Genomic DNA, 20,765 nt, shown 5'->3' with positions numbered 1-20,765 from the left:
TCAGTTACCAACCGTCACGTACACATGGCACGTGGGCTTGCTGATGCGATTGCCGCGGCCTTTGGCGCGCGCGGTGAAGCGCTTGAGCGTGGTGCCTTGTTCGACGTAGATGGTCTTGACCTTCAGTTCGTCGATGTCAGCGCCATCGTTGTGTTCTGCATTGGCAATTGCCGATTCCAGAACCTTCTTGACGATGCCAGCAGCTTTTTTCTGCGTGAATGTCAGGATGTTCAGAGCCTGGTCCACCTTCTTGCCGCGGATCAGGTCCGCAACCAAGCGGCCTTTGTCGACCGACAGACGGACGCCCCGGAGGACTGCACGTGTTTCAGACATGGTCGTTCCTTACTTCTTCTGGACTTTTTTGTCCGCGGGGTGACCCTTGAAGGTGCGCGTCAGGGCGAATTCGCCCAGCTTGTGGCCCACCATCTGGTCGGTGACGTAGACAGGTACGTGCTGCTTGCCGTTGTGCACGGCGATGGTCAGACCGATGAAATCGGGCAGAACCATGGAACGGCGCGACCAAGTCTTCACTGGCTTCTTGTCCTTGGTGGCAATGGCCTTCTCGACCTTGGCCATCAAGTGATGGTCAACAAACGGACCCTTTTTGAGAGAACGAGTCATTTGCTACCCCTTACTTCTTGCGGCGCGACACGATCATGGTCTGTGTGCGCTTGTTGTTACGGGTACGGTAGCCCTTCGTCAGGTTGCCCCATGGGTCAACAGCATGACGACCTTCACCGGTACGACCTTCACCACCACCGTGGGGGTGATCGATTGGGTTCATGGCAACACCGCGCACGGTTGGGCGAATACCCATCCAGCGCTTGACACCGGCCTTGCCCAGTTGGCGCAGGCTGTGTTCTTCGTTGGCCACTTCACCAATGGTGGCGCGGCATTCGATGTGGATCTTGCGCACTTCGCCGGAACGCATACGCACTTGGGCGTAGATGCCTTCACGGGCCAGCAGCGTTGCCGAAGCACCTGCGGAGCGAGCGATCTGTGCACCTGCACCGGGCTTGAGCTCGATACAGTGGATCGTGGAACCCACGGGAATGTTGCGGATAGGCAGTGTGTTGCCCACGCGGATCGGAGCCTCAGAGCCGCTCACGATGGAAGCGCCAACTTCCAGGTTGCGAGGAGCGATGATGTAGCGACGCTCGCCGTCGGCGTAGCACACCAGAGCGATGTGGGCCGTACGGTTGGGATCGTACTCAATGCGTTCCACCTTGGCTGGGATCGCGTCCTTGTTGCGCTTGAAGTCCACCACACGGTAGTGGTGCTTGTGACCACCGCCCTTGTGACGGGTGGTGATGTGACCGTTGTTGTTACGGCCAGACTTCTGGTGCTGGGACTCCAGCAGAGGAGCGTAGGCTTCACCCTTGAACAGGTGGTCACGCGTCACCTTCACCACAGCACGTTGGCCGGGCGAGGTGGGTTTCATCTTGATAACGGCCATGATTACGCAGCCTCCCCGGACAGGTTCAGCTCTTGACCTTCCTTCAGCGTGACATAAGCCTTGCGAACGTTGTCGCGACGGCCCATGGTCTTGCCAAAGCGCTTGGTCTTGCCCTTGGTGTTCACCACGGAAACGCCCTTGACCTCGACCTTGAACAGCAGTTCAACAGCTGCCTTGATCTCGGGCTTGGTGGCGTTCTGCAGCACCTTGAATGTCACAGCGTTGGACTTTTCAGCAACCATGGTGGCCTTTTCGGACACGATGGGAGCCACCAACACTTGCATCAGACGACCTTCGTCAAACTTGAGCGTGCTCATGCGAACATCTCCTTGAGTTTGTCGATCGCGCCCTTGGTGACGAGCACTTTCTTGTAACGTACCAGCGACACGGGGTCTGCGTAACGTGGCTCAACGACGAGCACGTTCACCAGATTGCGCGAAGCCAGGTACAGGTTTTCGTCCACTTCATCGGAGATCACCATCACCGATTGCAGATTCATGGCCTTGAACTTGTCAGCCAGCACCTTGGTCTTGGGAGAGTCGAGCTTGATCGAATCAACCACAGCCAGGCGGCCTTCACGGGCCAGCTGGGACAGGATGGAGGACATGCCAGCGCGGTACATCTTCTTGTTGATCTTCTGGCTGAAGTTTTCTTCAGGCAGGTTCGGGAAGATGCGACCGCCCCCGCGCCACAGTGGCGAGGAAGTCATACCAGCACGTGCGTTACCCGTACCCTTTTGCTTGAAAGGCTTCTTGGTCGAGTGACGGACTTGCTCACGGTCTTTTTGAGCGCGAGTGCCTTGACGGGCGTTGGCCTGATAGGCCACCACGATTTGGTGAACCAGATCTTCGTTGTATTCGCGGCCGAAAACGGTTTCTGGCGCTTCGAACTTCGAAGCAGCCTGACCTTGTTCATTCAGGAGTTCGAGCTGCATTAGTTCGCTCCTTTGGAAGCTTTGGCCTTGACGGCGGGACGCACAGTCACAAACCCACCCTTGGAGCCTGGAATGGCGCCCTTGATCAGGAGCAGTTGACGTGCTTCGTCGATGCGGATGACATCGAGGTTCTGCGTGGTCTTGGTGACATCACCGAGGTGACCGGTCATGCGCTTGCCGGGGAACACACGACCTGGGTCCTGTGCCATACCGATCGAGCCAGGCACGTTGTGCGAACGGCTGTTACCGTGCGATGCGCGCTGGGAAGCCATGTTGTGACGCTTGATGGTACCGGCGTAGCCCTTACCGATCGAAGTGCCTTGCACGTCCACCTTTTGACCCACAGAAAACACGGATGTCACAGCCACAGTTGCGCCAGCCTTGTACTGGGCAGCGGTGTCAGCCGTCACACGGAATTCTTGGATGATTTCACCGGCTTCCACACCTGCCTTGGCAAGGTGACCGGCTTCTGGCTTGGTCACGCGCGATGCTTTGCGCGAACCGAACGTGACCTGCAGGGCCACGTAGCCATCGTTCTCTTGGGTTTTGACCTGGGTAACGCGGTTGTTAGAAACATCCACCACTGTGACAGGCACTGCGTCCCCATCATCAGTGAACAGACGCATCATGCCCACCTTGCGACCCAGCAACCCCAGGGAGTTGCTCAGACTCATTGGTTTTCTCCAAAACTTTCACCGCTGCGACTTCAATTGGCCTCAGCGTTTTTGCTTAGCACTCTCGCGCTAGCGCGTGAAAGAAGGTTAATAAAACTCCGCCTTTTTGCGAACGCAAAGAAAGCGAAGCCCTAAAGTATAACGCGGACTGCTTTTGCAAGCAAGTCCGCGTTACAAACCGTCTGGCAGGCCCTTGCGGACCCGCTATCTGGTGATTACTGCAGCTTGATTTCGACGTCCACGCCGGCAGGCAGGTCGAGCTTCATCAGCGCGTCCACTGTCTTGTCGGTGGGGTCAACGATATCCATCAGACGCTGGTGCGTGCGGATTTCCAGCTGGTCACGGCTGCTCTTGTTGACGTGGGGCGAACGCAGAATGTCGAAACGCTTCATGCGTGTAGGCAGGGGCACGGGGCCCTTGACGATCGCACCAGTGCGCTTGGCAGTGTCAACGATCTCGGCAGCAGACTGATCGATCAGCTTGTAATCGAACGCCTTCAGGCGGATACGGATTTTTTGCTTGGACATGGTGTCTCCTTGTATTGCTTAAAAATTAAGCAATGATCTTGGCCACCACGCCAGCGCCCACGGTACGGCCGCCTTCGCGGATAGCGAAGCGCAGACCTTCTTCCATGGCGATGGGGTTGATCAGCTTCACAGTGATCGACACGTTGTCACCAGGCATCACCATTTCCTTGTCGGCTGGCAGCTCGATGGCGCCAGTCACGTCCGTTGTACGGAAGTAGAACTGAGGACGGTAGTTGTTGAAGAAAGGAGTGTGGCGGCCGCCTTCGTCCTTGCTCAGCACGTACACCTCAGCGGTGAAGTGGGTGTGGGGCTTGATGGAGCCGGGCTTGCACAGCACTTGGCCGCGCTCGACTTCTTCGCGCTTGGTGCCGCGCAGCAGCAGACCCACGTTGTCGCCAGCTTGACCTTGGTCCAGCAGCTTGCGGAACATTTCCACGCCGGTGCAGGTGGTCTTCTGTGTGTCGCGGATACCCACGATTTCGATTTCTTCGCCGACCTTGATGATGCCGCGCTCGACACGACCTGTCACCACGGTACCGCGACCGGAGATGGAGAACACGTCTTCCACGGGCATCAGGAAGGCGCCGTCCACTGCGCGCTCGGGTGTGGGGATGTAGGTGTCCAGGGCTTCAGCCAGCTTCATGATGGCTTCTTCGCCCAGCTTGCCCTTGTCGCCTTCCAGAGCCATCTTGGCAGAACCGCGCACGATGGGGGTGTCGTCGCCTGGGAAGTCGTACTTGTCCAGGAGTTCGCGCACTTCCATTTCGACGAGCTCAAGCAGCTCTTCGTCATCGACCATGTCGCACTTGTTCAGGAACACGATGATGTAAGGCACGCCCACTTGGCGGGCCAGCAGGATGTGTTCACGGGTCTGGGGCATTGGGCCGTCAGCGGCGGAACACACCAAGATAGCGCCGTCCATCTGGGCAGCGCCGGTGATCATGTTCTTCACATAGTCAGCGTGGCCAGGGCAGTCCACGTGAGCGTAGTGGCGGTTGGCGGTTTCGTATTCGACGTGGGCGGTGTTGATGGTAATGCCGCGTGCTTTTTCTTCTGGAGCAGCGTCGATTTCATCGTACTTCTTGGCTTCGCCGCCAAACTTGGCGGACAGCACTGTGGCGATAGCAGCCGTCAGCGTTGTCTTGCCATGGTCCACGTGACCGATCGTGCCCACGTTCACGTGGGGCTTGGTACGTTCAAACTTACCTTTTGCCATTTCAATCTCTCCAAAGAGCAATGCCTGTGTTGGGGTTTAACGTCTGCACCCGATTGCTGATTCGTCTCGCACAAAGCAACAAGACGGCACCGGGTCGCAGATTGCAAGAAAACTTGCTATAGCTTTCATAGCTTCCAGCGCTTGATTGACAAGCGCTGGAGGGCTATTTCAGCCGAATTGGGCGGGAGGCACCTGCATCAGCAGACCTCCCAGTGCGCGTATTACTTGGCGCGAGCAGCCACGATGGCTTCGGACACGTTGCGAGGAGCTTCAGCGTAGTGCTTGAACTCCATGGTGTACGTTGCACGACCTTGCGACATGGAGCGCAGGGTGGTGGAGTAGCCGAACATTTCGGACAGGGGAACTTCGGCCTTGATGACCTTGCCGCCGCCAACCATGTCGTCCATGCCTTGCACCATACCGCGACGGCTGGACAGGTCGCCCATCACGTTACCGGCGTAGTCTTCAGGCGTTTCCACTTCCACAGCCATCATGGGTTCCAGGATGACGGGGTTGGCCTTCTTGGCGGCTTCCTTGAAACCGAAGATGGCAGCCATCTTGAACGCTTGTTCAGACGAGTCCACATCGTGGTACGAACCGAACGTCAGGGCAACCTTCACATCCACCACAGGGAAGCCTGCCAGCACGCCGCTGTTCAGCGCTTCGAGCACGCCCTTTTCCACCGCAGGGATGTACTCGCGAGGCACCACACCGCCCTTGATTTCGTCGAGGAACTCGAAGCCCTTGCCGGCTTCGTTAGGCTCCAGACGGAACACCACGTGACCGTACTGACCCTTACCGCCGGACTGGCGAACGAACTTGCCGTCCACGTCGGCCACCGACTTGCGCACGGTTTCGCGGTAAGCCACTTGAGGCTTGCCCACGTTGGCTTCCACGCCGAACTCGCGCTTCATGCGGTCCACGATAATTTCCAGGTGGAGCTCGCCCATGCCGGAAATGATGGTCTGACCAGACTCTTCGTCGGTACGCACGCGGAAGGAAGGATCTTCCGAAGCCAGACGGCCCAGTGCCAGACCCATCTTCTCTTGGTCGGCCTTGGTCTTGGGTTCCACAGCCTGAGAAATCACAGGCTCAGGGAACACCATGCGCTCCAGCGTCACGATGGAATCGGGATCGCACAGGGTTTCACCGGTGGTCACTTCTTTCAGACCCACGCAGGCAGCGATGTCACCAGCGCGGATTTCGTCCACTTCCTGGCGCTCGTTGGCGTGCATCTGCACGATACGGCCAATACGCTCTTTCTTGCCCTTGACGGGGTTGTACACAGTGTCGCCCTTGGTGAGCACGCCGGAGTACACACGCACGAAAGTCAACTGACCCACGAACGGATCGGTCATCAGCTTGAACGCCAGCGCAGAGAACTTCTCGCTGTCGTCGGCCTTGCGGCTGGTTTCCTTCTCGTCGTCATCGGTACCGGTCACGGGTGGAATGTCCACAGGCGAAGGCAGGTAGTCGATCACGGCGTCCAGCATGCGCTGCACACCCTTGTTTTTGAAGGCGGTGCCGCACAGCATGGGCTGGATTTCCGTATTGATGGTACGGGTGCGCAGGCCGTTCTTGATCTCTTCCTCGGAGAGGTCGCCCTCTTCCAGGTACTTGTTCATCAGTTCTTCAGAGGCTTCAGCAGCAGCTTCCACCATCTTTTCACGCCATTCCTTGGCGGACTCCACCAGGTCAGCAGGAATGTCTTCGAAGTTGAACTTCATGCCCTGGGAAGCTTCGTCCCAGATGATGGCCTTCATCTTCAGCAGATCAACCACGCCCTTGAAGTTATCTTCAGCGCCGATCGGAATGACCACGGGCACAGGGTTGGCCTTCAGGCGCAGCTTCATCTGGTCATAGACCTTGAAGAAGTTGGCACCGGTACGGTCCATCTTGTTCACGAAGGCCAGACGTGGCACCTTGTACTTGTTAGCCTGACGCCACACGGTTTCAGACTGGGGCTGCACGCCACCCACAGCGCAGTACACCATGCAAGCGCCGTCCAGCACGCGCATGGAACGCTCCACTTCGATCGTGAAGTCCACGTGGCCGGGGGTGTCGATGATGTTGAAGCGGTGCTCTGGGTAGGACATGTCCATGCCCTTCCAGAAGCAGGTCGTGGCAGCAGACGTGATCGTGATGCCGCGCTCTTGCTCTTGCTCCATCCAGTCCATGGTGGCAGCGCCGTCATGCACTTCACCGATCTTGTGGTTCACGCCGGTATAGAACAGGATACGCTCGGTAGTGGTTGTCTTACCTGCGTCGATGTGTGCCGAGATACCGATGTTGCGGTAGCGCTCGATGGGGGTCTTGCGAGCCATGGTGGATCCTTGGATGGTTCGTGTTACTTGGGAGACGGGCAGCCATTGTGGCTACAGCAACCGTCAATTTTGTGACCACCTGAAATCGCCACAAGGCTGCAGGCAAAAATGCCAGCAGCCTTGCTCATTGCGACAGGGCGATCGCCGTTTTTCTTAGAAACGGAAGTGGCTGAACGCCTTGTTGGCTTCTGCCATGCGGTGCACTTCGTCACGGCGCTTCATGGCACCGCCACGGCCTTCAGTGGCTTCCAGCAGTTCGTTGGCCAGACGTTGGGCCATGGACTTTTCACCGCGCTTGCGGGCGGCTTCCTTGATCCAGCGCATGGACAGAGCCAGACGACGGACAGGGCGCACTTCCACGGGCACTTGGTAGTTGGCACCACCAACGCGACGGGACTTCACTTCCACCAGAGGCTTCACGTTGTTGATGGCAACAGTGAAGGCTTCCAGAGGATCCTTATCGGGGTGCTTCTTGTGGATCAGTTCCAGGGCACCGTAGATGATGCGCTCTGCAACCGCCTTTTTGCCGCCTTCCATGATCACGTTCATGAATTTGGACAGCTCGACGTTACCGAACTTTGGGTCCGGCAGGATTTCACGTTTGGGGACTTCGCGACGACGTGGCATTTTTTACCTCTATCTTTGCTTCAGTTGGCGTCTTTTCAGACACCGCGAGAGCCATTCAGGACTCCCACTTACTCGACCCGCGCAGAACACCTGCGTTTGGGGTCACTACGCTGCACCTTCCGCGCCACGCGGAAAAACAGCACCGAAAATTCTTCAGACCAGCAGGGCCAGGGCTTACTTGGCCTTTGGCTTCTTCGCGCCGTACTTGGAGCGAGCCTGCTTACGATCCTTCACACCTTGCAGGTCCAGAGAACCGCGGACGATGTGGTAACGCACACCTGGCAAGTCCTTCACACGACCGCCGCGAACCAGCACCACGCTGTGTTCTTGCAGGTTGTGGCCTTCACCACCGATGTAGGAGATGACCTCAAAACCGTTGGTCAGGCGCACCTTGGCAACCTTACGCAGAGCGGAGTTAGGCTTCTTGGGCGTCGTGGTGTACACCCGGGTGCACACGCCACGGCGCTGTGGAGAGTTTTCCATCGCAGGGCTCTTGGACTTGGTCTTTTCGACCTCGCGCCCCTGACGGACCAGTTGATTGATGGTTGGCATGAAATACGTCCCTAAACGTGAATTTGCTTCGTGAAAGCGAAAACGTGAATCCCTTCGGAAATTCCGAAAAGCCTTCTAATGTACCAGTCTGGCGCGGCAGAGGCAAGCGCTGCTGTTTTTTGCAGCATCCTTGCACCGCCGCGCCGTATGGACGACGAGGGTATGAACGGCCCTCGATTACTTGATCCAGAGGCGGATCGCGTCCCAGGCGCGGCCCATGATGCCCGCCTGCTCCACCCCCTCCAGCGCCACCAGAGGCACTTCGGCGAGCGACTGATCACCCAGCACCACCTTGAGGGTGCCCACCGCCTGACCCTTGGTGAAAGGCGCCACCAGCGGATCAGGACGGGAAATTTCTGTCTTGATCTTGCCCGCGCTACCGGCTGGCACTGTGACCACGATGGCTTCGGGGCGGCCGATCTTCAGGATGCTTTCCTTGCCTTTCCACACCTCAGGCGAGGCCACAGGTGCATTGGCGTCAAACAGCTTGACGGCATCGAAGGCGGTGTAGCCCCAGTTGAGCAGCTTCTGGCTCTCCGTGGCGCGGGCGTTTTCGCTGGCGGCACCCAGCACGATGGAGAGCAGGCGGCGCGAACCCACGTTCGGGAAGTCACGCTTGGCGGTGGCCACCAGACAGTAACCCGCAGCAGCGGTGTGCCCTGTCTTGAGGCCGTCTACCGTGGGATCACGGAAGAGCAGCATGTTGCGGTTATTGCCGTTGGAGGCCGGAGTGCCCGGGTATGCGTACTGCTTGGTCGCGTAGTAGTGCATGTACTCCGGGAAATCCTTCATCAGCCGAGTGGCCAGAATGCTCAGGTCGCGCGCAGTGGTGGTATGACCGGGTTCGGTCAGGCCCTCGGGGTTCTTATAGCTGGTGCCCTTCATGCCCAAGGCCTGCGCCTGATCGTTCATCAGCTTCACGAAGTTCTCGACGGTGCCGCCCACGCCCTCGGCCAGCGCCACGGTGGCATCGTTGCCCGACTGGATGATCATGCCGCGCAGCAGGTCATCCACCGCCACCTGCATCTTGGGGTCAATGAACATGCGCGATCCGGGCATCTTCCACGCGCGCACGCTGACCGGAAACTTCTGCTCCAGCGTGATTTTCTTGGAACGCAGCGCATCAAAAACCAGATAACCGGTCATCAGCTTGGTCAGGGAGGCCTGCTCCACAGGCGCATCAATGTCCTTGGCGGCCAGCACCTGGTTGGCCGTCACGTCCACCAGCATGTAGGTGCGGGCCGCAATTTCCGGCGGCTGCGGCGCTTGCTGCGCCCACACGGGGCCGAAGGCGGCAGGGGCAATGGCAGCAAACAGGGCCAGGGATCGCAAAGCGGGCAGGATGGGTTTCATGGGAGATAAAGGAGAGCAGCCTTCGGCTGCGTAAAGACTGAAAACGGGAAAAGCGGAAGGTCACAGCGCGATGGCTTTGACCGGCACCTTGCGGAAGTGCAAGGCAGAGTTCCGCAGCAGCGCAGAGGTTCCGCCAACGGCCAGAACGTCACCGCTTTTTACACTTCGGACTGGAGGTGCCGCACGACCAGGCTCTTGAGCAAGGGCAATTGTCCGTGAAAGAAGTGACCCCCACCGGGCACCACCGTCACAGGCAGGGTCTGCGGGCGAGCCCAGTCCATGACGGCAGACAGCGCCACCGTGTCGTCCTGCTCACCATGCAACACCAGGGTGCGCAGGTGCGCCTCTGGTGGGACGGGAGCCACCTGAAAGCGGCTGGCAGCGGTGCCCACCAGCACCGCACGCTCGATGGCGCGCTGAGGCCAGAGTTGGGCCAGGGCGTGGCTGGTGACGAAGGCACCAAACGAGAACCCGGCCAGCGCCAGGGGCGCGCCTTGCGCTGCGGGAGCAACTTGCTCAATCACCGACAGCAGATCCTGCAACTCGCCCCGTCCCTCATCGTGCACGCCCTCGGTGCCGCCCACACCACGGAAGTTGAAGCGCACCGCCGTCCAGCCGCATTGCACAAACGCGCGGGCCAGCGTCTGCACCACCTTGTTGTCCATGGTGCCGCCAAACAGGGGATGGGGGTGGGCGATCACGGCGATGCCCTTGGGGGCTGCGCCCTCAGCCAGGGCTGCGGTATCACGCGCAGCCTCGATGGCACCTGCAGCCCCCTGCAGCACCAGACGTTCAGTTTGGGAGTTCACAATTGCTATTTATTTAATAGCTGCCTGCGCTTATCCATCAAGCGCCAGGAGCAGATTTTCTTTAAAAAGAGAAGCCTTCAGCGGCCCACTTCAGGCGGCACCACCAGGCGTTCAACGACCTGGCCGTTCTTCAGGTGCGACTCGACGATTTCGTCAATGTCGCTCTTGTCCACAAAGGTGTACCAGGTTCCTTCGGGATAGACCACCGCCACGGGCCCGCCCGCGCAACGGTCCAGGCAACCCGCCTTGTTGACGCGCACTTTGCCTGCGCCTGCCAAACCGGCGGCCTTCACCTGCGCCTTGCAGTGATCGAACCCGGCCTGGGCGTTGTGGTGGGCACAACTGTCCTCACCATTGGTGCGCTCGTTCAGGCAAAAGAAGATATGGCGCTGGTAATAGCCGGCGCCCGAGGGGGACAGGGGTGTGGATTCGCTCATCGGGGTATTTTAGGTTTGAGGTTCACGGCGGGAGACGCGCACCAGCACATACAGCAGCGCCACATAGGGCCAGAGCCAGCCCAGCCACTGCCCCACGCCATAAAAGCGGATGAAGCGGCCCTGCTCCCACTCCTGCAGCGTCTGCGCAAAGTACACACTGGTGGGGGCTTGGTTCAGCAACGCCAGGTGCCACACCAAGGCCACCAGCAGCACCGCAGCGCTGGCGCGGCGCGGCAGCATCAGCAACAGCACCGATGCCCCAGCTGCCGCCCACACCCCCACGCGCACCGGCTGCTCTAGCCAGCCCCAGGCGTGGCTGGGGCCCCAGCTCAGCGCGGCAGACAGCGCAGTGAACGCTACCCCCACCCCCAGCACGGTGAACGCAAAGGCCGCACGGCGGCCCACATGGCGGATCACGCAATACCCCAGCAGGCAAGGCACCAGCAGCCCCAGCATCACGCACAGCACCTCGCCGCCGGGCGACAGCGGCTCCAGCGCGGCTTCGCGCAAGGGCATCCACTCGATGAAAGGCGTGTCCTGGAGCGCGTTTTCTACGGCTGCCTCCAGCCGCTCCAGCACCTGCCCCAGCCCAAACGGCACCCCGGCCGGGAACAGCAGCGCCATGGGCCACAGGGCGATCAGCACCAGCGCACCCCGGGCGTCCGGCACAAACCAGCGCTCTCGAAAGTGGCTCCACCGGTCAATGGCACCCAGCCGCTCCAGCAACGCTGCAACCAAAGCACCGAGCAAGGTGCCACCGGCGTTCAGCACCAGATCGAGATTGGAAGGGACTCTGCGCGGCAAGTAGATCTGCAAAAACTCCATGCACAGCGACAGCACAGAGCCCGCCAGCGCCGCGGCCAGCACCACCCAGAGCACCGATCGTCGAGTCTGACCCGACCGAAGCATGGCCAGGGCCAGCAGAAAGCCTAAGGGGGCGTAACCGAGCAGGTTAGAGGTGACGTCAAACCCCGTCCAGTACCTGGGCGGCAATGGGGCGACCAGAAACATCCACGGGTCTACCCCCTGCGCCCGCCAGCCGTCAAAAGGAAACAGGCTGGCAAACACCACCAGGGCGGCGTAGCTCGCCGCCAGAGGCCAGGCTGATGTCTTGTGCAAGCCAGCGGCCTCCCGTGTGCTTCAAAAGGGCTTGACGACGACCAGCACCACCGCTGTCAGCAGCAGCAGCACGGGCACCTCATTGAACCAGCGGAACCAGACGTGGCTGCGCTGGCTGCGACCATCGGCCAGTTTGCGCAACAGCACGCTGCAGGCATGGTGGTAGCCAATCACCAGCAACACCACGGTGAGCTTGGCGTGCATCCATCCATTGCCAGGGCCGCGGCCAATGCCGTATCCCAGCCACAGCCACAAGCCCAGCGCCAGGGCAGGCACGGCGAGCAAAGTGGTAAAGCGCAACAGCTTGCGCGCCATGAGCAGCAGCCGCTCACGCTCGGCAGTGGAGTCGGGCGCCACCATCGCCAGATTGACAAAAATGCGTGGCAGATAGAACAGGCCCGCAAACCAGCTGGCCACGAACACGATGTGAAAGGCTTTTACCCAGAGCATGGGTTCAGTTTAAAGCCGCCCAACGCCCCAGCTATCAAAGTGGCACAAAAGCCCCATCGCACACGAACAGAACACGCAAATCTGCGAGAGAAAACAAAAAAAGGCAAAAAAAAGCCCGACCAAAAGGCCGGGCTGATAAGCCTCTCATGCGTATAGCAATCGCAGGCCCCGCTCAGGGAGGAAAAAGCGGGAGGCAGCAAGCTACCTGGTTTCAAATTTAGCATTAATGCCAAATAAATGCAACAGTATGTAATTACACCCATACTTTGATCGGGCATTTCGCTCCCTCCGGGGCAGAGCGCATTTGGCAAAGCGGCGGATGTCGAGAAGGGCTGGCGAACAGCCCACGCATCTGCTCCACAGCAAGCAGGCTGCATCTACCGCAAGGCCTTCCATGGAAGATGGGGCACAATTTTCGGCATGCACCTTCCAACCCCCGCCCCCTTCCCCCAGAACCGCCCACGCCGACTTCGCCGAGACGCATTCACGCGCAGGCTGGTGCGCGAGCACGCGGTGTCGGTCAACGACCTGATCTATCCCGTGTTTGTGCACGAAGGCCAGCAGCAGCGCGAGGCTGTGGCCTCCATGCCCGGCGTGGACCGGCTGAGCCTGGATTTGCTGCTGCCCGTTGCAGAAGACTGCGTGAAGCTGGGCATCCCGGTGATGGCGCTGTTTCCGGCGATTGATCCGGCCCTCAAAACCCCCGATGGCCAGGAAGCCCGCAACCCCGAAGGACTGATTCCACGGGTTGTGCGCGCACTCAAGAAGGAATTCCCGGAGCTGGGTGTGATGACCGACGTGGCGCTGGACCCCTACACCAGCCACGGCCAGGACGGCGTGCTGGACGAAACCGGCTACATCCTGAACGACCAGACGGTGGAAATCCTCACCGCCCAGGCTCTGACACACGCTGAAGCGGGCGTGGACATCGTCGCCCCCAGCGACATGATGGACGGCCGCATTGGCGCCATCCGTGAGGCGCTGGAGGTGCAAGGGCACATCCATACCCGCATCATGGCCTACAGCGCCAAGTACGCCAGCAGCTTCTACGGCCCCTTCCGCGATGCCGTGGGCACCCGTGGTGCCTTGGGCAAAGCCGACAAGAACGTCTACCAGATGGACCCCGGCAACAGCGACGAAGCCCTGCGCGAAGTAGCCATGGACATTGCCGAAGGCGCTGACATGGTGATGGTCAAGCCCGGCATGCCGTACCTGGACATCGTGCGCCGCGTGAAGGACGAGTTCAAGGTGCCCACGTTCGCCTACCAGGTCAGCGGCGAGTACGCCATGATCAAGGCCGCTGCCGCCAACGGCTGGCTGGACCACGATGCCGTGATGATGGAAAGCATGCTCGCCTTCAAGCGTGCAGGGGCCGACGGGGTGCTCACCTACTTTGCCCGCGACATTGCTCGTAAGCTATCAAAATAATAGCTGGTTGCGCTTGATTTAGAGCGGCTAAGACAACCCAGCGAAGCGGCCCTGGCTAGGCGTTCCGTCGCAGGCAGTACAAGCAGTACGACAAGACGGAGCAACAACGCCAGGGGGGTTGTGTTAGCCGCTCTTCAAAGCGCTACAAGCATTTTTCATTGAACACTCCGCAGGCCTGCATGCGCATCTTCCACATCCAGAGCCAGGGCGTGACCGAACTGGCCGACCTGCCCACGCAGCCGCCCAGCCAGGGGTTCCTGTGGATTGCCGTGGCACGCCCGGCGTTCCAGGCCCGGCTGCTGGAGATTCAGTCCGCACTGCAAGCCCTGGCGGGCCTGCAGCTGGTGGATCTGCACGTGTCGGACCTGCTCAACGCCCAGCTGCCCTCGCATTACGACTACACGTCTCAATACGACCTGCTTGTCTTCAGGCGTTTGGCCACCTCCAATGCCTTGACTGATGGCGAGCCTGCGGACACAACGCCCACCCCGCCCCGCAAAGCCACCGGCCCGCTGGTGCTGCGGCACATCGACACCAGCCCCGTGGGCTTTGCGGTGTTTGACCACGTGCTGCTCACCGTGCATCCCAGCGACTGCGCCGTGCGCGATGCCTACGCAGGCAAACTGCTGGCCACGGCCCCAGGCGACCCGCGCGAAGGCCGCACCAATCCGATTCCTGGCTCACGCTTGCCCGCCAGCCCGGCCGACCTGATGCTGCGTGTGGTCAACATGATGGTGGACGGCTATCTGGACCTGCGCCGCGAACTGACCCGCCAGCTCGACCACTGGCAAACCGAACTGCTCAAGCCCCGTGCCAGACATGTGAACTGGAGCTCGCTGCTGGACGCACGCCTGTCGCTGCACCAGCTCGACGAAATCTGCGAAGACCAGCGCAGTGCCGTGCAAGACTGGATTGACGCGCTGGAAACCTGGGCTCAGCCCGAATCACCCGCCGCACAGCGCGAGCTGGACCTGCTCAAAGTGCGCAGCCGTGACGTGCTGGAGCACATTGAGCGCGTGGTGCACCACGTGCGCAGGCTGGAGCAAAGCACCGAAACCGCCGTGCAGATGCACTTTTCGGTGCAGGGCAACCGCACCAACGACATCATGCGCACCCTCACGGCGCTCACCGCCGTGTTCTTGCCGCTGAACCTGATTGCGGGCATCTTCGGGATGAACTTCGAATTCATTCCGCTCATCCACAAGTCGGATGGCTTCTGGTGGGCCGTGGGCTCGATGATCCTGATTGCACTTGCACTGGTCTTGCTGTTCTGGCGCAAGCGTTACCTGGCCCGCACCGGGCAGTCCTGACGGAGCGCCAGGGCAGGCCAGCAGTGATCACAAGCCTTCCATCCCTCCATCCCTCATGCACGCCACACCCGCATTGCCCCTGCTCATCGTCAAAACCGGCGACACCCTCGATACGCTGACCCGCACCATGGGCGACTTTGAGCAATGGGTGGCGGCAGGGCTGGGCGAAACCACCCTGCCCCTACAGGTGCTGGACGCGCGCAAGCTCCCTGCGCTGCCCGCTCCGGCTGCACTTGCAGGGGTCATCCTCACCGGCAGCCACGCCATGGTGTCTGACCGAGAACCGTGGAGCGAAGCCCTGGTGCCCTGGCTTCAAGCACTGGTAACACACGGCACGCCCGTGCTGGGCATTTGCTACGGCCACCAGTTGCTGGCCCATGCCCTGGGGGGCGAAGTGGGCTACCACCCTGGCGGTCTGGAACTGGGCACGGTCGATGTCCACCTCACCCCGGCAGCGCAGGCTGACGCCCTGTTCAGCGGCCTGCCCACTTGCCTGCATGCCCATGTGGTGCATGCCCAGACGGTGCGCACGCTGCCACCCAACGCCGCCCATCTGGCCGCCAACGCCCACGAGCCCCACCACGCATTCCGCGTGGGGCGGCACGCCTGGGGTGTTCAGTTCCATCCCGAATTCAACGCCGCCGCGATGCAGGGCTATGTGGAGCATCTGGCACCCACGCTGCCTGCAGGCCAACCCTGCCCTGCGGTGCAGGAGACGGCGCTGTCCAACGGTCTGCTGGCACGGTTTGCGCGGCTGTGCGAGCGGTCTGCAGCCTGGCAGGACTGAGTGACTTGGCGCGGCTCAGCTGCGCTAAGAGCTCAGAGGCCACCAGCGTCAAAGATACGCGGCCATTGCACCGCAAAGGCTGCAGCCGCGAGCACACACAGTCAGGGGACCCGCAGTTCGCAGGGGTCCACCTTCTACCTGGAGTACGTAGGGCACACAGGGCACAAGCCCAGAGTTGACCAAAATCAATGTGCCCCCGACCCAGCGGTGTTGCAATTCGTAACCACTACGAACTGCAGATCCTGAGGCTTTTATCGGTCGCCGGGATCTCTCCCGGCATGAATTTGCACCCTCTTCCATGCGCCAGCCGCCACTGGCCCACCATCACCAGCCGTGAGACCTGGGCTTGGAAGTTCATCGCCCCCCAGACGTGTGGAGCAAGGCACCGCCCTTACACCCACGGTGTACCCGACCGACCGTGGTGATCCCGCCCCGTTGGGACGGCACAACCGCCCCGCGCAGTGGGCAACACGCCCTGTAACGGCTGGCTCAAGTCTTACCCGGCAACGCCAGCAAACCCGCCACCGACCGTGGCGGCACTTTCTCGAAGAACCTGTCTCATGAATCAAATTGCCATCGGAAAGCGTCTCTCCCTGGGCTTCGGCATGCTGCTCGCCCTGTCTTTGCTGGGCACCCTGCTCGGGGTGTGGCAACTGCAAACAGCCTCGGTGTCCACCCAGGCCGTCATTGAACAGCCCCTGGCCAAAGAACGTCTGATCAGCGACTGGTATCGCCTGATCCACACCGCGGTGCGCCGCACCACTGCCATCGCCAAAAGCAGCGATGCATCCCTGTCCAGCTACTTTGCCGAAGAACAAAAACTCTCGGCCAGTACCACCACAGATATTCAGACCAAGGTGGAAAAGCTGATGCAGACCGACACCGAGCGCGCCCTGTTCAAGGACATCAGTGCGCTGCGCCAGAACTACACCGCAGCGCGCGACGACGTAAACCGCCTGCGCCACGAAGGCCAGCACGCACAGGCCGATGCGCAACTGGAATCGCGCTTTGTGCCCGCAGCCAAGCAATACATGGCAGGTGTGGAAGCGCTGATGGAGATGCAGCGCAAGGCGCTGGACCAATCGGCCGCCCCCATCAAGGAAGCCAACGACAAGGCCCGCTATTGGCTGATTGCCCTGGGGGCCATCACCTGCGGTTTGGGCATGGTGCTGGCCGTGACCATCACCCGCAGCATCACACGCCCCCTGAGCGACTCGGTGGCCGTCGCGGACACCATTGCCAGTGGCGACTTGACCAGCAACGTCATGAGCACCCGCCAGGACGAAACTGGCCACCTGCTGCGGGCCCTGGCAGACATGCAGCATTCGCTGGCCTCGGTGATCGGACAGATCCGCAGCGCGGGCGACCAGATTGCCAGCGCCAGTGACCAGATTGCGGGGGGCACGCAAGACTTGTCTTCGCGCACCGAACACACGGCCGCCAATCTGCAGCAGACGGCTTCGTCCATGGAGCAGTTCACGGCCACCGTGCAACAGTCGGCAGAGGCCGCCCGCACCGCCAGCACGCTGGCTTCGTCAGCCGCCGAGGTGGCATCGCAAGGCGGCAGCATCGTGGCCCAGGTGGTGGAGACGATGGAAGACATCCACACCAGTTCGCGCCGCATTGCAGACATCATCGGCACCATCGATGGCATCGCCTTCCAGACCAACATCCTGGCGCTGAATGCAGCGGTGGAAGCGGCCCGCGCCGGTGAACAGGGCCGTGGCTTTGCCGTGGTGGCGGGCGAAGTGCGCAGCCTGGCCCAGCGCAGCGCCGAAGCGGCCAAGGAAATCAAGGGCCTGATCTCCACCAGCGTGGAGAAGGTGGGTGAAGGCACGCAGCTTGTGCACAACGCCGGGGCCGCCATGCAGAACATCGTCAGCTCGGTGCAAAGGGTGACGGAGGTGATAGCGCACATTGCCGCCAGCGCCCGCGAGCAATCTGACGGCATTGCCCTGGTGAACGACGCCATCGCCCAGCTCGACCAGGCCACCCAGCAAAACGCCGCGCTGGTGGAAGAGTCTGCCGCTGCCGCGCAAAGCCTGCGTGAACAGGCCTACCGGCTGGCGCAGGCTGCGTCCACCTTCAAGGTGGCTGACAGCTCAGCGCCGCTGCGCCGCCCTGCACCGAGCCCCATGCAGAGCCAGTTGCCAGCGCAGCGACAGCTCACGGCGGCCTGAGGCTGTACCACAGCCGCTGCGCTCAGTTCTTGCGCTCCGGGCCCGTAGCTGCCACCCCGAACAACGCGGCGGCGTTGCCCCAGGCCACGCGCTGGGCCACATCGGCGGGCAGGCCACCCAGCCAAGTGCGGTAGTCCCGCATCAGCGCCTCGTAGTGTTGCCAGCGCTGGTTGACCCAGGTGTCTGAGCCCATCACAAAGCGGCTGGGGTACTTGAGCAGCAGCGCGCGCCACTCAGGGCACAGTTGCCCACCTTCACACACCAGCCCGGGGCGGTACGACAGCTCGCCCACCAGGCCGGGGTAGCGGGCCAGCAGCGCATCGACCCGCGCAACCGGCACGCCGCCAATGCCCGTGTGGGCCCAGATGAGGCGCACCGACTGCCCCTGGCTGGCGGTGTGCGCCATCAGCAGGTCAATCGCCACATCGTCCACATGCGCCAGCACCACCAGGCGGCGCTGCTCGGCCAGTTGCATCAGCTTGCGGGCCACCGGGCCGTTGGCATCGGCACTGTCATACAGGTGGAATTCACCAAGGCCACGGTACGGGCCCGCTGCGGTGCCGCGCGCCAGTTCGGCCAGCACCATGTCGTAAATGGATTCGTCGCGGGGCCAGCCGGTGTAGTCGGCACGGGTGCGATACAGACGCACAAAGGGCACCACAGCGATGCCCGCCTCGCGCATCTGGGGCAGGGCCGCCAGCGCCAGCGAGCCTGCATTGGGCCGCGAATTGGCCACGATGGCCCGCACCCCGCTGGCCTTCATGCGCGCCAGCACATCGGCGGGCGGATGCGGCCCTGTGCTGCCGTTCCAGGCTTCTTCGTTGTAGTGGAGGTGGGCGTCAAACAGCGGTCCGGTGTAGTCGGCCGCGTGGAGCAGGCTGGCAAATGCTATTAAATAAATAGCTGCCAGCGCTTTATAGAAGGGCGCTAGAGGCCAAAAAGGCTTGAATTTTGGAATGCAGCTGGCCATGGCGCCCCCCGGTTGAATGCGATGCCCCACCCTGCTTTGACGGGCACAGCCACGCAGCGTGGAGGCTGCGGGCCATGCCTGGGGCCATCAGCCCAAATGCTTGTCGAAGAACGCCAGCGTGCGGTCGCGGGCGGCCATGGCGGCGGCTTCGTCGTAGCTGCCGCGCTGGTCGCAGTTGAAGCCGTGGTCGGCCTGGTACACATGCACTTCCACGCCGGGCTGGGCGCGGTCAAAGGCCTGCACGCTGTCCAGCGGAATCCAGTGGTCGCGCTCGCCAAAGTGGGCCAGCACCGGCACCAGCGGCTGGCGGGCGGCCTCTTCCGGTGTGGTCATGCCACCGCCGTAGTAAGGCACTGCGGCAGACAGCCCTGTCAGCGTGCAGGCAGCACGCCAGGTCAGCAAGCCGCCCCAGCAAAAACCCACGATGCCCACCTTGCGACCGCTGCGCTGGGCGGCGTAGTCAATGGCGGCCTGGATGTCGGGCATGACGCCAGGAGCGGGCAGCGCCTCTACCGCGCTTTTGAGGCCCATGCCTGCCTGCATGTCATCCGCGGTGTAGCCCAGCTCCACTCCGGGCTGGACGCGGTGGAAGGTGGCAGGCGCCACGGCCAGATATCCGCGCGCCGCAAAGCGGTCGGCCACGGCGCGGATGTGGGAGTTGACACCAAAGATTTCCTGCAGCACCACCACGGCGCCGCGGGGAGCGGCATCGGGCTCAGCCACCCAGGCGGGCAGCACAAAACCATCGGAAGACTTCAAATCGACAAATTGACCCATGTTTTGCTCCTGAAAACTGTTCCAATGCGCCATTCTTGCAGGAGACAGCATTCCATGGACAAGATCGTCTTAATCACCGGGGCAAGCCGTGGTATTGGCGCTGCCACCGCCCTGCTGGCCGCCCGGCAGGGCTGGGCCGTGGCCGTCAACTACCACGCCAACGCAGCGGCAGCACATGCCGTGGTGGAGCAGATCCAGACCCATGGAGGCCGCGCCATGGCCGTGCAGGCCGATGTGGCGCACGAAGACCAGGTGCTGGCCATGTTTGCCGCGGTGGACGCGCAGCTGGGCCGCATCTCAGCGCTGGTGAACAACGCCGGGGTGGTGGATGTGACAGCCCGGGTGGATGAAATGAGCGTTGCGCGCTTGCGCCGCATGTTCGACACCAATGTGATTGGCAGCATCGTCTGCGCGCGCGAAGCCGTGCGCCGCATGAGCACCCGGCGCGGCGGCACGGGCGGTGCCATCGTCAATGTGTCCAGCGCCGCATCGCGGCTGGGCTCGGCCCACCAGTATGTGGACTACGCTGCCAGCAAAGGGGCGATAGACAGCTTCACCATCGGCCTGGCGCGCGAGGTGGCAGCCGAGGGCATCCGCGTGAACGCCGTGCGCCCGGGGCTGATCGAGACCGATATCCATGCCAGCGGTGGCCTGCCCGACCGGGTGCGCGACCTGGCCCACCAGGTGCCCATGCAGCGCGGAGGCACGGCCGAGGAAGTGGCACAGGCCATTGTGTGGCTCATGTCAGACGCGTCACACTACACGACCATGTCGCTGGTGGATGTGTCGGGTGGGCGCTGAGCATCTGTTCAAGACCTTTTCAAAAAACAATCGA

General features: G+C 61.6%; 23 protein-coding genes. 5 read left to right on the top strand and 18 right to left on the bottom strand.

The window, feature by feature from the left end:
* From rplV to AACH87_RS02315, 16 genes are all read right to left on the bottom strand, one after another.
* Positions 1-333: a 50S ribosomal protein L22 gene (rplV, locus tag AACH87_RS02390; protein ID WP_005796970.1), complete on the bottom strand. Its 333-nt coding sequence runs from the start codon at positions 331-333 to the stop codon at positions 1-3.
* A 9-nt stretch (positions 334-342) separates the two neighbouring features.
* Positions 343-621: a 30S ribosomal protein S19 gene (rpsS, locus tag AACH87_RS02385; RefSeq protein ID WP_272565826.1), complete on the bottom strand. Its 279-nt coding sequence runs from the start codon at positions 619-621 to the stop codon at positions 343-345.
* Positions 622-631: 10 nt separating this feature from the next.
* A complete protein-coding gene (rplB, locus tag AACH87_RS02380) occupies positions 632-1,456 on the bottom strand; it encodes a 50S ribosomal protein L2 (protein ID WP_338797128.1) in 825 nt (274 codons plus the stop codon).
* 2 nt (positions 1,457-1,458) lie between these two features.
* Positions 1,459-1,773 (bottom strand): 50S ribosomal protein L23, encoded by a 315-nt coding sequence (gene rplW, locus AACH87_RS02375; protein ID WP_166160137.1) that lies wholly within the window; start codon positions 1,771-1,773, stop codon positions 1,459-1,461.
* Positions 1,770-2,390, bottom strand: a complete 621-nt coding sequence (gene rplD / locus AACH87_RS02370) for a 50S ribosomal protein L4 (protein ID WP_338797127.1) — start codon at positions 2,388-2,390, stop codon at positions 1,770-1,772. The genes rplW and rplD overlap by 4 nt, the downstream gene beginning before the upstream one ends.
* Positions 2,390-3,064, bottom strand: coding sequence for a 50S ribosomal protein L3 (rplC, locus tag AACH87_RS02365; protein ID WP_338797126.1), 675 nt, complete (start codon positions 3,062-3,064; stop codon positions 2,390-2,392). The genes rplD and rplC overlap by 1 nt, the downstream gene beginning before the upstream one ends.
* 215 nt (positions 3,065-3,279) lie before the next feature.
* Entirely contained in the window at positions 3,280-3,591 is a 312-nt protein-coding gene (gene rpsJ, locus AACH87_RS02360) for a 30S ribosomal protein S10 (protein ID WP_044397456.1), read from the bottom strand.
* A 25-nt stretch (positions 3,592-3,616) separates the two neighbouring features.
* Complete coding sequence (tuf, locus tag AACH87_RS02355; protein ID WP_338797125.1) at positions 3,617-4,807, bottom strand: elongation factor Tu; 1,191 nt, start codon at positions 4,805-4,807, stop codon at positions 3,617-3,619.
* 221 nt (positions 4,808-5,028) lie between these two features.
* The gene (gene fusA, locus AACH87_RS02350; protein ID WP_338797124.1) at positions 5,029-7,131 is read right to left on the bottom strand and encodes an elongation factor G; all 2,103 of its coding nucleotides are present in this window, start codon (positions 7,129-7,131) and stop codon (positions 5,029-5,031) included.
* Between the two features lie 153 nt (positions 7,132-7,284).
* On the bottom strand, positions 7,285-7,758 hold the full coding sequence (rpsG, locus tag AACH87_RS02345) for a 30S ribosomal protein S7 (RefSeq protein WP_338797123.1): 474 nt from the start codon (positions 7,756-7,758) through the stop codon (positions 7,285-7,287).
* 174 nt (positions 7,759-7,932) lie between these two features.
* The gene (gene rpsL / locus AACH87_RS02340; RefSeq protein WP_015012185.1) at positions 7,933-8,310 is read right to left on the bottom strand and encodes a 30S ribosomal protein S12; all 378 of its coding nucleotides are present in this window, start codon (positions 8,308-8,310) and stop codon (positions 7,933-7,935) included.
* A gap of 177 nt (positions 8,311-8,487) precedes the next feature.
* The gene (locus AACH87_RS02335) at positions 8,488-9,663 is read right to left on the bottom strand and encodes a D-alanyl-D-alanine carboxypeptidase family protein (RefSeq protein WP_338797122.1); all 1,176 of its coding nucleotides are present in this window, start codon (positions 9,661-9,663) and stop codon (positions 8,488-8,490) included.
* A 158-nt stretch (positions 9,664-9,821) separates the two neighbouring features.
* A complete protein-coding gene (locus tag AACH87_RS02330; RefSeq protein ID WP_338797121.1) occupies positions 9,822-10,472 on the bottom strand; it encodes an alpha/beta fold hydrolase in 651 nt (216 codons plus the stop codon).
* Between the two features lie 77 nt (positions 10,473-10,549).
* A complete protein-coding gene (locus tag AACH87_RS02325; RefSeq protein WP_338797120.1) occupies positions 10,550-10,909 on the bottom strand; it encodes a (2Fe-2S) ferredoxin domain-containing protein in 360 nt (119 codons plus the stop codon).
* Between the two features lie 9 nt (positions 10,910-10,918).
* Positions 10,919-12,028, bottom strand: coding sequence for a VanZ family protein (locus AACH87_RS02320; protein ID WP_338797119.1), 1,110 nt, complete (start codon positions 12,026-12,028; stop codon positions 10,919-10,921).
* 21 nt (positions 12,029-12,049) lie between these two features.
* Positions 12,050-12,478, bottom strand: coding sequence for a CopD family protein (locus AACH87_RS02315; RefSeq protein ID WP_338797118.1), 429 nt, complete (start codon positions 12,476-12,478; stop codon positions 12,050-12,052).
* Positions 12,479-12,898: 420 nt separating this feature from the next.
* On the opposite strand from AACH87_RS02315, the gene hemB reads away from it, so the two are divergent.
* The 4 genes from hemB to AACH87_RS02295 all read left to right on the top strand — a co-directional run bounded on the left by hemB (position 12,899) and on the right by AACH87_RS02295 (position 18,183).
* Positions 12,899-13,906 (top strand): porphobilinogen synthase, encoded by a 1,008-nt coding sequence (gene hemB, locus AACH87_RS02310; protein ID WP_338797117.1) that lies wholly within the window; start codon positions 12,899-12,901, stop codon positions 13,904-13,906.
* A 179-nt stretch (positions 13,907-14,085) separates the two neighbouring features.
* Positions 14,086-15,216 (top strand): magnesium transporter CorA family protein, encoded by a 1,131-nt coding sequence (locus AACH87_RS02305; RefSeq protein WP_338797116.1) that lies wholly within the window; start codon positions 14,086-14,088, stop codon positions 15,214-15,216.
* A 55-nt stretch (positions 15,217-15,271) separates the two neighbouring features.
* Positions 15,272-16,003, top strand: a complete 732-nt coding sequence (locus AACH87_RS02300; RefSeq protein WP_338797115.1) for a glutamine amidotransferase — start codon at positions 15,272-15,274, stop codon at positions 16,001-16,003.
* Between the two features lie 560 nt (positions 16,004-16,563).
* Positions 16,564-18,183, top strand: a complete 1,620-nt coding sequence (locus AACH87_RS02295; protein ID WP_338797114.1) for a methyl-accepting chemotaxis protein — start codon at positions 16,564-16,566, stop codon at positions 18,181-18,183.
* Between the two features lie 22 nt (positions 18,184-18,205).
* Here AACH87_RS02295 and AACH87_RS02290 read toward each other — a convergent pair whose 3' ends face one another.
* Positions 18,206-19,153, bottom strand: coding sequence for an amidohydrolase family protein (locus AACH87_RS02290; RefSeq protein ID WP_338797113.1), 948 nt, complete (start codon positions 19,151-19,153; stop codon positions 18,206-18,208).
* Positions 19,154-19,240: 87 nt separating this feature from the next.
* Positions 19,241-19,930, bottom strand: a complete 690-nt coding sequence (locus AACH87_RS02285) for a dienelactone hydrolase family protein (protein WP_338797112.1) — start codon at positions 19,928-19,930, stop codon at positions 19,241-19,243.
* 54 nt (positions 19,931-19,984) lie between these two features.
* On the opposite strand from AACH87_RS02285, the gene AACH87_RS02280 reads away from it, so the two are divergent.
* On the top strand, positions 19,985-20,731 hold the full coding sequence (locus tag AACH87_RS02280; protein ID WP_338797111.1) for an SDR family oxidoreductase: 747 nt from the start codon (positions 19,985-19,987) through the stop codon (positions 20,729-20,731).
* Positions 20,732-20,765: the final 34 nt, after the last annotated feature.

This window comes from Acidovorax sp. DW039 (genome assembly GCF_037101375.1).
In the GTDB taxonomy this organism is placed as follows: Bacteria; Pseudomonadota; Gammaproteobacteria; order Burkholderiales; family Burkholderiaceae_C; genus Acidovorax.
This window is presented reverse-complemented; position numbering and strand designations above follow the sequence as displayed.

Excerpts from the sequence above, each read along its gene's own strand:
- rplV (WP_005796970.1), bottom strand. The coding sequence starts at position 333 with ATGTCTGAAACACGTGCAGTCCTCCGGGGCGTCCGTCTGTCGGTCGAC.
- rpsS (WP_272565826.1), bottom strand. The coding sequence starts at position 621 with ATGACTCGTTCTCTCAAAAAGGGTCCGTTTGTTGACCATCACTTGATG.
- rplB (WP_338797128.1), bottom strand. The coding sequence starts at position 1,456 with ATGGCCGTTATCAAGATGAAACCCACCTCGCCCGGCCAACGTGCTGTG.
- rplW (WP_166160137.1), bottom strand. The coding sequence starts at position 1,773 with ATGAGCACGCTCAAGTTTGACGAAGGTCGTCTGATGCAAGTGTTGGTG.
- rplD (WP_338797127.1), bottom strand. The coding sequence starts at position 2,390 with ATGCAGCTCGAACTCCTGAATGAACAAGGTCAGGCTGCTTCGAAGTTC.
- rplC (WP_338797126.1), bottom strand. The coding sequence starts at position 3,064 with ATGAGTCTGAGCAACTCCCTGGGGTTGCTGGGTCGCAAGGTGGGCATG.
- rpsJ (WP_044397456.1), bottom strand. The coding sequence starts at position 3,591 with ATGTCCAAGCAAAAAATCCGTATCCGCCTGAAGGCGTTCGATTACAAG.
- tuf (WP_338797125.1), bottom strand. The coding sequence starts at position 4,807 with ATGGCAAAAGGTAAGTTTGAACGTACCAAGCCCCACGTGAACGTGGGC.
- fusA (WP_338797124.1), bottom strand. The coding sequence starts at position 7,131 with ATGGCTCGCAAGACCCCCATCGAGCGCTACCGCAACATCGGTATCTCG.
- rpsG (WP_338797123.1), bottom strand. The coding sequence starts at position 7,758 with ATGCCACGTCGTCGCGAAGTCCCCAAACGTGAAATCCTGCCGGACCCA.
- rpsL (WP_015012185.1), bottom strand. The coding sequence starts at position 8,310 with ATGCCAACCATCAATCAACTGGTCCGTCAGGGGCGCGAGGTCGAAAAG.
- AACH87_RS02335 (WP_338797122.1), bottom strand. The coding sequence starts at position 9,663 with ATGAAACCCATCCTGCCCGCTTTGCGATCCCTGGCCCTGTTTGCTGCC.
- AACH87_RS02325 (WP_338797120.1), bottom strand. The coding sequence starts at position 10,909 with ATGAGCGAATCCACACCCCTGTCCCCCTCGGGCGCCGGCTATTACCAG.
- AACH87_RS02315 (WP_338797118.1), bottom strand. The coding sequence starts at position 12,478 with ATGCTCTGGGTAAAAGCCTTTCACATCGTGTTCGTGGCCAGCTGGTTT.
- hemB (WP_338797117.1), top strand. The coding sequence starts at position 12,899 with ATGCACCTTCCAACCCCCGCCCCCTTCCCCCAGAACCGCCCACGCCGA.
- AACH87_RS02305 (WP_338797116.1), top strand. The coding sequence starts at position 14,086 with ATGCGCATCTTCCACATCCAGAGCCAGGGCGTGACCGAACTGGCCGAC.
- AACH87_RS02300 (WP_338797115.1), top strand. The coding sequence starts at position 15,272 with ATGCACGCCACACCCGCATTGCCCCTGCTCATCGTCAAAACCGGCGAC.
- AACH87_RS02295 (WP_338797114.1), top strand. The coding sequence starts at position 16,564 with ATGAATCAAATTGCCATCGGAAAGCGTCTCTCCCTGGGCTTCGGCATG.
- AACH87_RS02290 (WP_338797113.1), bottom strand. The coding sequence starts at position 19,153 with ATGGCCAGCTGCATTCCAAAATTCAAGCCTTTTTGGCCTCTAGCGCCC.
- AACH87_RS02285 (WP_338797112.1), bottom strand. The coding sequence starts at position 19,930 with ATGGGTCAATTTGTCGATTTGAAGTCTTCCGATGGTTTTGTGCTGCCC.
- AACH87_RS02280 (WP_338797111.1), top strand. The coding sequence starts at position 19,985 with ATGGACAAGATCGTCTTAATCACCGGGGCAAGCCGTGGTATTGGCGCT.